This window comes from Bradyrhizobium sp. Mp27 (assembly GCF_029953005.1).
Taxonomy (GTDB): domain Bacteria; phylum Pseudomonadota; class Alphaproteobacteria; order Rhizobiales; family Xanthobacteraceae; genus Bradyrhizobium; species Bradyrhizobium barranii.
In genome coordinates, this window is sequence record NZ_JASAUS010000092.1 from 25,419 (window position 1) to 37,182 (window position 11,764).

Below are 11,764 nucleotides of genomic sequence, written 5' to 3' on the forward strand. Positions count from 1 at the left end.
GGCAGCGTTGATCTCTAACATGGCAATGGTAAGTCCGTCCGAAGAGCAAGCGTCTGTTGTAGCGCGCGATCGCATCGTCTGCTTCGTAAATGACGAGCTCAGTGCAGCGGCCCTGCGCAAGGGCCTCGAAGGTAGCAACCTGTCGATCCGGCGCGGCACGATCCGTAATGCGATACGCATGTTGGAAACCGACACCGAGATATCCGCGCTGGTCACGGACATCAGTGGAATCGATGATCCCTTTACCGAACTGGAAAGGCTCGCCGGCGTCTGCCCACCCGATGTTCGGGTGGCGCTGATCGGCGAGAGCAGAGAGATCACCTTCTACCGCGAGTTGATGGAGATCGGCCTGACGGAGTATCTGCCGAGGCCGCTGACACGGGACATGGTGCTGGATCAGCTGCGTCCGAAGCTGCTTGGCGATGTGGCGCCTGGTCCCGATCGTGGCGGGCACGTGATCTCGATCTGTGGTGCGCAGGGTGGCGCCGGAGCAACGAGCATCGCCATCAACCTGGCGCTCCAAATCGCCGAGACCACGAAAGCGAAGGTCGCGCTGCTCGACCTTCATCTACAGGGCGGCGAGGCGGCAGTGATGCTGGGTGTTCAGCCTGGGCCGGGGCTGCGGATCGCTCTGGAAAACCCGATGCGGGCGGACACTTTGTTCCTCGAGCGCGCGGCAATTGATGTCGATGAGCGGGTTTGCCTGATTTCCGCCGATGAGGAGCTTGATGCGCAGCTCGACATCACTGAAGCGGGCGTGAGACACGTGCTCGGTCTGCTCCGGCAACGGTTCAACTACATCGTCGTCGATGTGCCTGTCCCGTTTCCGCCCTCGATCCATCCGGTGATCACTCTATCCCGCCACGTTCTGGTGCTGCTGGAGGCCGAAGTGACCGGACTTCGCAATGCCCATGCGCTCCGCGCCGCGGTCACCAATATCGCCGGCAAGGATCGGGTCTTTACGTTGCTTAATCGCGCCGGTCGCGCCGGAGGGCTTCCCAAGGCCACGATGGCCAAGGCTCTGGGCGCAGAACCGGACATGGTGATCCCCGATCTCGGGAAGGGGATGACCCAGGCGGTCAATCTCGGAATTCCTGCTCTGAAGCACGTATCTGGACTGCGGCGCCACCTCGCTCCGATCGTACGAGAGATCACGGGTGTCGGTGCCGAGCGGAAGGGACTGCTCAGGAGGCTGCTCAGGCTATGAAAAAGTTTGGTCGGCGCGAGGACGACACACCGGCTCGCTTGCCTGCATTGACGTCAGGCTTGCCTGCGTCGACGCCGAGCATGCCGGCATCTGCGCCAGTCCTGCCTGCATCTCCAAGGCGCGACGAACCTTCCGTTCAGCGGCCGGTGATGCCGGCTTCGCTGCGCGAACGGGTCATTGAGCAGATTGAACCGTCGGTGGCCGCAACTGTTTCGCGTGATGTTCTTCGGCGGCAGATCGAGGAAATCATCCACGGAATTGCCAACCACGAACGGCTCGAACTGTCAGGCCGTGAGCAGTGGCAGCTCGCTGACGAGATTGCGGACGACATGACCGGCTATGGTCCGCTCCGTCCGCTTCTGCTCGATCAATCAATTAACGACATCATGGTCAACGGACCGAGTAACGTCTATGTCGAGCGAAGCGGCAAGCTGGAACGGATTGCGGTGCGATTCCGCGACAATGATCACATCGCCTCGGTAGCACAGAAAATTGCCGCGCAGGTCGGGCGCCGGGTCGACGAATCCAGCCCGATGGTGGATTGCCGCTTGCCGGACGGCAGCCGGGTCAACATCATTTTCCCGCCGCTCGCGATCCATAGTCCCTGCATATCGATCCGGAAATTCCCGAGTCGCCGTCTTGACATGGCCGGCATGATCCAGAACGGCTCGGTAACGGCGGCCATGGGAGCACTGCTGGAGATTGCCGCCCGATCCCGGCTGAATGTTCTGGTCTCCGGCGGTACCGGTTCTGGCAAGACGACGTTGTTGAACGCCCTGAGCCAGTTCATCGATCACAGTGAGCGCATTGTCACCATCGAGGATGCAGCCGAGTTGCAGCTTCAACAGCCGCACGTGATCAGCCTGGAGACCCGGCCTCCGAGCCTCGAAGGCACGGGGCAGGTGACACAACGCGACCTGGTATGGAATGCGCTGCGGATGCGTCCCGACCGGATCGTCGTAGGCGAGGTGCGCGGCGCCGAAGCGTTCGACATGCTGCAAGCGATGAACACCGGTCATGATGGTTCGATCTCCACGGTGCATGCCAATAGCGCCCGTGATGCAATGACCCGTATCGAGAACATGGTGCAGATGGGACAGCCGAATCTGCCGCTGCGGGCGATCAGATCTCAGATCGTGGCTGCGCTGGATCTCATCGTGCAAGTCGAACGCATGCGGGACGGACAGCGTCGCGTTATCCAGATTTGCGAGGTGATCGGGCTGGAAGGCGAGGTGATCACCACCAATGACATCGCGGCGTTCGAATATGAAAACGAGGACGCTCACGGGCGGATATCGGGCAGCTATAGGTCCACCAACGCGGTCCCCAAATTCAAGAGCCGTCTGACTTATTATGGGCTTGATCGTGCGTGGGCCGAAGCCATGAGGCAGCTGTAATGCCGGAGCTCCTGACGACAATTGACCTGGGGCTCCTGATCTGCGCAGCCGTTGCGGCGTTGTGGCTCGACGCACGACAACGACGCATCGATCGTCAGCTGGCGATCGCTGTGCCAGTCTCGGAGGCTGCGAAACTGCCCTCCATTCGTCGGTTGGAGGCCGGGTCCCGCTGGCAGCTTCTCTTCCGCATGGTCAGTTACAAGCCTGGGATAGCTTACGCTTTGCACCCCGCTTATGTGATATTTGCCGGCGCAATCGCCGCAGTCGCAATCCTATATGCCAACAGCGTGCTGAAGTTTTCCGACGTCTACGCATATCCCGTGGCTGTTATTGTCGCGACCGTGGTGGTGCGAAGTCTGTTTGGATGGCAGCGACATCGTCTCGCCAGTCAACTGTTTCGACAGCTACCCGACGCGATCCAGCTGGTGACGAGTACTGTTCGGTCGGGCCTCCCCGTGACCGAGGCATTTCGCACCATTGCACGCGAGATGCCGCAACCTACCGCCGGGCAGTTTGCGATCGTATGCAGCGAAGTGAGCTTGGGGAGACCTCCGGAGGAGGCTGTCGAGGCTGTCTATCGGCGAACCCAGGTGGCGGAGTATGGGATCTTCGCGGTCACGCTTGCAGTCCAGCTGAAGGCGGGTGGCAGTTTGAGTGAAACCCTGCAAACGCTGGGCGATACTGTGAGGCAGCGTGTTGCGCTTGCCGCTCGCGCGAAGGCTCTGGCCGGTGAGGTGATCTTTTCCTCACGAGCGCTTTCGTTGTCGCCCATCATTGTCGGCGGGCTGCTTTACGCGATCAATCCGGTAACGGTCGATCTGCTGATCTATGATCCGACGGGAAACAGGCTCCTGGCCTATGCGGCAGCCTCGGTGATTATAGGGTCCCTTGTAATCCGTTGGATGGTCAGAAGGGAAACAGAACTATGACCCTTGGTCTCGGTTTGGTGGCCCTCGCTATCATATTTGCGGCTGCGACCGCCGTGTTGATGATCCACGAGCTCCACATTCGTGCGTTGAACATGCGGGTGTCAAACGCCGTTTTGGGCATTCCCGGTCCGTCGGCGCCCTTCCGGGACTTGACCGGTTGGCTTTCGTCACTCGGCACGCGGTACCGGCGCTTCTACTCAGCGGAGAATCTCGACCAGCTTCGTATGGTCGTTCAATCGTCAGGTTTGAATCCTCATCGGACCTTGTCGATCTGGATCGGTGTCAAAACCGTCAGCATGTTCTTGTTCCCGGTCATGGCCTTGTTCGTTGGGCAACTTCTCGGGAAGCCTCTGGCCGATCTGCTGATCTTCTGCCTCATGGGCGTGGTGATCGGAATTATGGGGCCGCGGTTGATCCTGCTGGTGCTGAAGCGACGTTTCAATGCCGGCATTCGGCTTGGCACGCCGGATATGATCGACTTGCTGGTCGTCTGCAGCGAAGCGGGAATGGGTCTGGAGAGTGCGCTGGAGCGCGTCGCGGACGAGATGACCCAGACCAATCCTGCCATGGCCCGGGTCTTGTACGGCCTTCTCGATGATCTCAGGATATTGCCAAATCGCAGCGAGGCATTCGAGAAACTGGCATCGACGTCAGAAGGACTTCGCCGGTTCGGCACCATGGTGAGCCAAAGCCTGCAATACGGAACGCCGCTGAGTCAGGCCCTGCGCAGCATCGCCATCGACCTCCGGCGAGAACGCATTACCAATCTGGAGGAGCGAGCTCACAAGCTGGGTGCCAAGCTGACCATTCCGATGGTGCTGTTCTTGCTGCCGGCCATGTTCGTCATTTTGGGTGGCAGTCCGTTCCTGCATCTTGTTCGCACATTCTCCAGCATCGGGGTGAAGTGAGCCATGAACACGCTGACGCTGTCGAAGAACCGGTCACCCTCGAAGAGCCGGCCTTATGAGCGGACGATGCAACTGCTCGGCAGCATGTGGTTCATCTTGCTGGCAATCTGCGTCGCCATCAGAATTGGCTCGTTTACCGATCCCTGGCCATCGCTTCTGTCGAGCTTTTGCCTTGCCATCTTCTACATGCTGCTGGCGCTGCTGATCCTGACGAGATCACCGGCAAAGGCGCATGCGGACGGGCTCATGCCGAGAATAGCTGCATTCGTCGGCTCCTATCTGCCGTGGACGATCTCCTTCTTCGGCAAGACCGACGAAGCGTTGCCGAACCTGCTATCGACCGCCTGCGTGCTGATCGGCCTGGTCATGATGCTTGTCACCATCCGGCACCTGGGACGGTCGTTCAGCCTGGTGCCGCAGGCGCGTTCGGTGGTGCAAACCGGTCCCTATCGATGGATCAAGCATCCGCTCTATTTTGCGGAAGAATTCGTGATCCTGGGCGTCGTGCTGCAATATCTGACACCGGTCACGGTGATCGTGCTGGTGCTGCATATCGGCGTTCAGGTGTGCCGAATTCTCTACGAAGAGGACCTGCTTCGGCGCACTTGCCCGGAGTATTCGAGTTACGAAGCATCGCGTTGGAGATTGGTCCCTTACGTTTGGTGAGCGCTATGCGTGGCAGAATTGTCATGGACATCGGTCGGATCGCTCGTGCCCTGAGGCTGCATCCGGACGTGCCAAGGGCCCGTCGAAGCGGGCGTGTGGGTCATCTAAAGTCTTTCATCGCCGATCAGCGCGGCGCCGCCGCGCTTGAGATGATGTTCGTTTACATCATCCTGGTGTCGAGCCTGCTTATGCCGCTTGCCGACGTCGCTGCCGCCGGTTTTCGGTTCGTATCCGGGTGGGAGGCACTGCGCGCCTTCGGGCAAAAGATCCAGTACAACCCGCCGCAGGACATTACTTCCTGGGCAAGCTGGAAGTCGGCGCTCCCCACGTCGGTGTCGGGTTATCCCATCAACAATCTCCAGGTCGTTTGCAGCGATAGCATGGCTGCGTGTTCGGCGACCAACTCCGATTCACCCAAGCACTACACCTACAGCACGACTGTCACCGTGGCGCCCATCGTGCTGAGATCGGTGATCTGTCGTAGCGGCAACGCCAATCCTTGTTCGTTCACACTGGTTTACGCAGAGCGGTTTCAATAGGAGTGGTCCATGCGTGGCTTGCTTCACTCTCGTCGCGGTGCCGCTGCCTTTGCAACCGTTCTCGCCCTGACGCCGTTGATAGGAGTGGTTGCGCTCGGCGGCGAGGCCGGATCGTGGTACGTGACGAGACAGCACGCGCAGAATGCCGCCGATTCGGCAGCCGTTTCGGGTGCCATGCAGCAATTGTGCTTATCGAACGCACCGTGCGCGGTTACACAAACCGTGGACTATCGCGCCAAGCAGGCCGCGGCCCAGAACGCGTTCTGCAACACGGGCAGCACTTCCTATCCCGGCTCCAAGTGTGGCGGCAGCCTTCCTTCGGGAATCTCGCAGTCGGTCCAGATCGCTTCGCTGACTTCATGGAAGGGGACGGCCGGAACTTATGTTCAGGCCACTGTCAGCCAGCAACAGCCGGCATACCTGGCGAGGGTGCTTGGATTGACCACTGTCACCATACCCGCGACGGCCGTGGCCACAATCAAGAGTGTGCTGTACCCTCCTTGCGTCCTGGCATTGACAGGCCCCATCGGTTTCCAAGGTAGCCCGAACATCAATGCGCCCAATTGCGGAATGGCCTCGAACAGTACGGCCAAGAATGCAATCGACTTCACCGGCGGCGGGATGACCATGAATCTCGGGTCGCTGTCGACTGTCGGCGGCTGTACGGGTGCCGCATCGTTCTGTAACACGGCGTTGACGTATTTGCCGTCCCCGACAGCCAATCCCTTCTCTGCTCTCGATGGTGCGCTCACCACGTTGTGCGGAGCGAACCCCACGCTTCCTGCCAAGTGCGGTCTTCCAACTTGCGCGTCATTAAACATTCCAAGCGCCCCGAAACTCGTCGCTTACACGGCCACTTCCAAATGCACGAATGACAATGTCTCGACGACAGGAAATAGCAATTTGAACTTGGCCTCAGGCGTGTCGGTGTACTTCATTTCAAACACTTTGACCCTCAAAGGCGGCTCCTCGATCACCTGCAACAGTCCATGCACGGGAGTGACCTTCATTCTGCTGCCAGGGGCGACAATCGACACGAAGGGCGGCGGCATACTCACCCTCAAGGGGCCGGCAACAGCCCCGAGTGCCGCGTCGCTTCCCACGGCCCTTCAGTCCGGCGCTGCATTATTCCAGTACATGTCCATGTACGATGCTTCAGCGGCGGATGTGAGCTTTGGCGGAAACAGCAACATCAACCTCACAGGAAACATCTATGCGCCGAACGCATCGGTGACGTTTCAAGGCAATCCGACGATCGCGGTAGGCGGCACCGGCGGCGGTTGTGGCCAGCTGATCGCCAAGTCAATCGCATTCAACGGCAATGCCACCTTTGACACCACCGGGTGCCCATCGCAGACGAAGCTGCCTAAAAGCCAGTATGTCCAGTTGGTGCAGTGATGAGAAAGCTCGATCAGCGCGGCATCGGGGCGATGGAATTTTGCCTGGTCGGCTTGCCGCTTTTCATACTGATGTTCACAATCTTCGATCTGGGGCGTTACGCAATCACCATGCAGTCGTTGCGGACGCTTGCGAACGCCGGTGCTCGGACGTGGATGATCAACGACTGCTTCGTCAATAGCGCGATGAGCAAGACTGCGCCAACCTGTAGCGGTGACCCCCTACCATCGGTGGCGGCCAAGAAAGCCGTGGCCCCAATGCTGTTTGCCGGCGGTCTCACGCCGACATTGAACACGGCTGCGGGAGCCGCTGCGCTTACTGTTACAGCATCTGATCCGAGCTTCAGGATGCTGATGCCGATATGGGGCACAGCATTGAACGCGCCGAGCGCGTCCACCACCATTCCCTTCTAGGAATATTGTCCTTGGCATGCCCGCCTGGTCTGAACGGGTACTCCGAAACTCGGTAGCAATTCGCCGAGTGGCGGGGCCGCCGAAACGAGTCGGGGCGCTCATGCTGCAAAATATGTCCAGTCAGGTCGAACGAGTGGTGCTCGCTCGCAACATCGAGAAACTTTCGCTGACGCTGCGGCAAAGTAGCGAGAGGCTCGCCTTGCAAGGACGCGGCACGAAGGAAATGATCTTGATCCTCATTCGGGGCCGGCTGCGCGCCGGAAAATGCGAAGTAACGGATTTGTAGTGGGACCGACGTAAGCTTTGCGACGTGGTGCGCGAAGGAGAGTTGGTAGGAAGTTGAGCACGTAGATTTACGGGACAGCTGGTGATCGCGGCGAGGGGGAATCGAAATGGGTGGCCGTCGCATTTCGAGAAGGGCAGGAGCGAGACTTCTCGCTTTGATCGTGTTGGCACTGGGCCCCGCGCTTGTGCTGCCTGGTTCCGTCGATCGCACGGCGGCTGCAGAGCGGCGGTCCTCCGGCGGCGGTGTCTTCGTCAGCGAAATGAATGACGTCCAGCGGGTCAAGGTGGTCGTCAACAAGTCACGTACCTTCAAGGTCGATGCGCCCTTTTCGACGATTGTCGCCGGCTCGCCTGACATCGTCGACGTGAAGTCGCTGAGCGATCGCCTGATCTACGTCCAGGGCAAGCAGACTGGCACCACCAACGTCATCCTGTTCGACAGCTCGATGAAGCAGATTGGGATTCTCGACGTCGAGGTCGTGATCGACACAGGCAATTTGCAGCAGAACATTCGGACCAGCACCGGCGGGCAGGGCATTCGCGTCTCGGCCTCCGAGGGGCAGGTGGTGCTCAGCGGAATAGCCGCTGACGCGGTTGTGGCCGAGCGAGCCATGGCGATCGCCACTAGCACCGTTGCGAAAGGGGGCGTCGTCGTCAACGCGATGAGCGTCGCGGCACCGCAACAGGTGATGCTCGAGGTGCGCTTTCTCGAGGTCAACCGGGACGCCGGGCGTGACATTGGCGTCAATCTCTATGCGGCGAACGCCAACGGGACGAACGTAGGGAATACCGGGTTGGGCCGTGTCACCGCCGCCGGTCGAAGCCCGATTGGTGGTATCAACACCGCCAACGGTCCGCTCGGTGCCGGCGGGGACGCTGTCGGTTCTCCTCCGACGGGTAGCCTTCCGCTACTCGGAACTGTCGGGACGCTCGTCGGCACCGCAGGTGGTCTGGCACCTATCCCGTTCGGAAGCTTGTTGACCAGCATCGTTCGGACGTCCAACGGCGGCTCGGTCGACCTGTTGATCTCTGCATTGGAAACCAAGGGATTGGCTCGCCGCTTGGCGGAGCCGAACTTGACCACGCTTTCCGGCGATGCCGCTCGCTTCCTGGCCGGCGGTGAATTTCCCGTGCCCGTCGCGTCCACGGCCGGTACCGCCGGTCTCGTACCGACGGTGACTATCGAATTCAAGAAGTTCGGCGTTGAGCTGGCTTTCGTGCCCACCGTTCTCTCGCGCGGCGTGATCAACCTTCGGGTCGAGCCGTCGGTCAGCGAGCTTGATTTCTCCAATGCGGTGCAGATTGCGGGGACGATCATTCCGGCGTTGACCCGCCGCGACGCGCGGACCACGGTCGAGTTGCGCGACGGCCAGAGCTTTGCCATCGCCGGCCTACTCCAGACCCGCAACCGGCAGGATGTTTCGCAATTGCCCTGGATCGGCTCGGTGCCGGTGATCGGAAGCTTGTTCAGCAGCAAGTCGTACCAGCAGCAGGAAACGGATCTAGTCATCATCGTGACGCCGCGCTTGGTCGCGCCGGCGGTACCCGGCCAGCAACTGGCGTCGCCGCTCGACTCGCGCCTGCCCGCCAACGATGTCGACTTCTTCCTCAACGGACAGATGGAAGTCCGTAAGCGTTATGACGACTACGTCAATTCCGGCGGCGAGGTGAAGGGCCCGTACGGCCACATCATCGCTCCTGAGCTCAGGACGCCCGTTCCGGCCCCGGCCGCCGCCGCCAACCAGCCGGTCGTAAAGACCCTCAACTAGGAGCGAGAGATGACCATAAGGTATCTGGTTCTGTTCGCGCCGATCCTGCTCGGGGGGTGTTACGGCGTCGCCGGTCATGACGAGGTGGACCGCTACTTCCAGCGTTCCGATACCATCACGATGAGCGCCGGCGATGCCAAGCAGGTCAACGCCGTTACCCATACGATCCACCCATGGCCGCGATACGTCGGTGATCGCAGGATCGCGTACGACGCGCGGCGCGTTGGCGCCGCCGTGACACGTTATGGCAGCACGAAACAGCCGGTGGATCAGCTTCCCGATGTTGGCGATGCGACGAGACAGATGGGCGTGCGGCCTACCGCAACCCAGAACATCGACATAGAAGGATTGCCGCCTGGAACGAACGGTGGAGTATCGGTGCCGGTCGGCGGTCCCGTGGTCGGAGGCGGCAGGTAACGACTGTTGGGAAGTGGTCTTGGCGATTTTGCGTGCGGACGGCGTAGTGATTTCCACTGGGCTGCCGCGGGGGGACGAGAGTTTATGCGGCGCGTGATTCTAATGCTGACCTGTTGCTGGATGGGGATAGGTCTTGCGGCATGTGACTACACGACGCGGGAGGCTGCCATTGTCGCCCCCGTGGATCCGCCGGGAGGTGACCCCGTGCAGGAGCCCACCGACGTCAAGTATTATCCGTCGGACGAGCCCGTGCGGCTGGGGCTGGAGCACTTCAACCGCGGCAGTTACGGGCTATCCCAGCGCTATTTCAAGGACGCCGTCGAGAAATCACCGAAGGACGTGACGGCCTGGATTGGACTCGCGGCAAGCTATGATCGGTTGCGTCGCTTTGATCTTGCCGATCAGGCCTATGCGCAGGCGATCCGGCTCGGAGGCGAAACCGTTCAGATCCTGAATGACCAGGGATATTCGTACATGCTGCGCGGCAATCTGAGTGCGGCGCGGCGAAAATTCGAGAGGGCCTATTCGCTCGATCCGGGCAATCCGGTCATCGCCAATAACCTTGAGCTTCTCAATGGCAGCCGACGGTTCATTGAAAGGCCGCCGAACAATCAGCCTTGAAACGCGGTCGATTGATTATATCGACGACTTAGACTGGACGCGCATGCCGGTCGAAGACAGTCGGCCTCGCTCAGACCTGACTTCCAACTGGTCGCGAATTCCCGACGATTAATATGGCGGCAGCACCGCGTCGACCTTTTGATTGTCTCTCCTGACAATGATGATCGCCCCGTTTCGGATGGCGAATCGCGCGCCGGCCAATTTTGGCATCTTTTCCGCTAGCGATGATGGCAGAGGGATTGTTCCTCCCGTGACGGGATCGCCGACGTTCACGGCTGGTGTCGCCGGGCCCGCAAACGGCGCCGGCTTGATATACTCACGGATCAACTGAGTTTCCTCGCGCGAGAACGTGAGCGGTGTCTGTCGCGACAGAGTTTCCGCCAAGGCCTTGTTCTTCCCGGCGGCGGCCTTGATCTCCGCCAGCCTGGCCTTCTCCGCCTGATCATAACTCGCCAGTCGTTCCCTCAATGGAAGCAATTCACGTTGGAGCGAGGCGATTTCGGCTTTGAGGGATTTGATCTGAGCGAGTGCGAGCAGCCCGCCGGCGCAGATCGCGACGACGAGTAAGGTCAGGAGCGCAAAGGTTCCGCCGCTAATCCCCGCGTTTCTGCGCGGGACCGCTGCATTCGGTACATCGTGCACCAGATGACCGCGCCAGATGCGGCTCAATCGATCGAGCCTTGCGGCGAGTGCCTTGAGCAGCTTCTGTCGGCGTGAAACCTCTCGCGCGGGCGGTTGGAGCCCGAAGCCCGAACTTCGCGTCAGGAAAGCAGGGGCATCGACAGCGCGATCGGTCGCGATAGGCTGTCCATTCGCGAAGACAGTCTGGTCGGGATCTGCTCGGTGCGGGACCTGCGACCTGCCAGTTTGGTCGTCGGCCGCGCCTCTTCCATCAGCAGCGTTCAACATCTCGCCTCCGTGGAATTGAGGCTATCATGCCTGCTCAATATTTGCGATCGGCTGGAGCGGTGCAGAAGCTTCAGAGAGACTAATGCCGATCAAGGCGATCAGGCTAAAATCGAATCCGAACGCCATCAAGGCCCGCGTGGGTCGCGATGCAGCAGTCGACAACCGGGCGGGTCGGATAGTCTTGCGCGTTTGCATGCCCCCGTGGGTCGGTCAAAATCCCCCGGGTATGGTCACTTGAAACTCCCCCACCTGATGATCGCCGTCAGCGCCGCTGAACAGCAGTAGCCGGTCAGGCAGGACGTTTAT

Annotated in this window: 13 protein-coding genes; 12 read left to right on the top strand and 1 reads right to left on the bottom strand. The window is 60.3% G+C overall.

All coding sequences use genetic code 11. From position 1 onward, the window contains the following. Positions 1 to 7: 7 nt before the first annotated feature. From QJT78_RS33545 to QJT78_RS33600, 12 genes are all read left to right on the top strand, one after another. Positions 8 to 1,207: a pilus assembly protein CpaE gene (locus QJT78_RS33545; protein WP_240537767.1), complete on the top strand. Its 1,200-nt coding sequence runs from the start codon at positions 8 to 10 to the stop codon at positions 1,205 to 1,207. Beyond that, entirely contained in the window at positions 1,204 to 2,604 is a 1,401-nt protein-coding gene (locus QJT78_RS33550) for a CpaF family protein (protein WP_038945070.1), read from the top strand. Before QJT78_RS33545 ends, QJT78_RS33550 begins: the two co-directional genes overlap by 4 nt. Continuing rightward, positions 2,604 to 3,533, top strand: coding sequence for a type II secretion system F family protein (locus tag QJT78_RS33555; RefSeq protein ID WP_038945069.1), 930 nt, complete (start codon positions 2,604 to 2,606; stop codon positions 3,531 to 3,533). Before QJT78_RS33550 ends, QJT78_RS33555 begins: the two co-directional genes overlap by 1 nt. After that, positions 3,530 to 4,441 (top strand): type II secretion system F family protein, encoded by a 912-nt coding sequence (locus QJT78_RS33560; protein ID WP_038945068.1) that lies wholly within the window; start codon positions 3,530 to 3,532, stop codon positions 4,439 to 4,441. The genes QJT78_RS33555 and QJT78_RS33560 overlap by 4 nt, the downstream gene beginning before the upstream one ends. Before the next feature lie 3 nt (positions 4,442 to 4,444). Next, a complete protein-coding gene (locus tag QJT78_RS33565; protein WP_038945067.1) occupies positions 4,445 to 5,107 on the top strand; it encodes a methyltransferase in 663 nt (220 codons plus the stop codon). A gap of 23 nt (positions 5,108 to 5,130) precedes the next feature. Further along, a complete protein-coding gene (locus tag QJT78_RS33570; RefSeq protein ID WP_240537766.1) occupies positions 5,131 to 5,646 on the top strand; it encodes a hypothetical protein in 516 nt (171 codons plus the stop codon). A 9-nt stretch (positions 5,647 to 5,655) separates the two neighbouring features. Next, positions 5,656 to 7,044, top strand: a complete 1,389-nt coding sequence (locus QJT78_RS33575; protein ID WP_080586798.1) for a Tad domain-containing protein — start codon at positions 5,656 to 5,658, stop codon at positions 7,042 to 7,044. Next, positions 7,044 to 7,457 (top strand): TadE family protein, encoded by a 414-nt coding sequence (locus tag QJT78_RS33580; protein ID WP_240537765.1) that lies wholly within the window; start codon positions 7,044 to 7,046, stop codon positions 7,455 to 7,457. Before QJT78_RS33575 ends, QJT78_RS33580 begins: the two co-directional genes overlap by 1 nt. Before the next feature lie 100 nt (positions 7,458 to 7,557). Then, positions 7,558 to 7,743 carry a hypothetical protein gene (locus QJT78_RS33585; RefSeq protein WP_038945062.1) on the top strand — a complete coding sequence of 62 codons (186 nt, stop codon included), beginning with the start codon at positions 7,558 to 7,560 and terminating at the stop codon, positions 7,741 to 7,743. 106 nt (positions 7,744 to 7,849) lie between these two features. After that, positions 7,850 to 9,511: a type II and III secretion system protein family protein gene (locus QJT78_RS33590; protein WP_038945061.1), complete on the top strand. Its 1,662-nt coding sequence runs from the start codon at positions 7,850 to 7,852 to the stop codon at positions 9,509 to 9,511. A gap of 9 nt (positions 9,512 to 9,520) precedes the next feature. Next, entirely contained in the window at positions 9,521 to 9,928 is a 408-nt protein-coding gene (locus tag QJT78_RS33595) for a hypothetical protein (RefSeq protein WP_038945059.1), read from the top strand. A gap of 84 nt (positions 9,929 to 10,012) precedes the next feature. After that, the gene (locus QJT78_RS33600) at positions 10,013 to 10,549 is read left to right on the top strand and encodes a tetratricopeptide repeat protein (RefSeq protein WP_038945058.1); all 537 of its coding nucleotides are present in this window, start codon (positions 10,013 to 10,015) and stop codon (positions 10,547 to 10,549) included. Positions 10,550 to 10,657: 108 nt separating this feature from the next. Here the strand turns inward: QJT78_RS33600 and QJT78_RS33605 are convergent, their stop codons facing one another. Continuing rightward, positions 10,658 to 11,458: a hypothetical protein gene (locus QJT78_RS33605; protein WP_049807970.1), complete on the bottom strand. Its 801-nt coding sequence runs from the start codon at positions 11,456 to 11,458 to the stop codon at positions 10,658 to 10,660. Between the last annotated feature and the right edge of the window lie 306 nt (positions 11,459 to 11,764).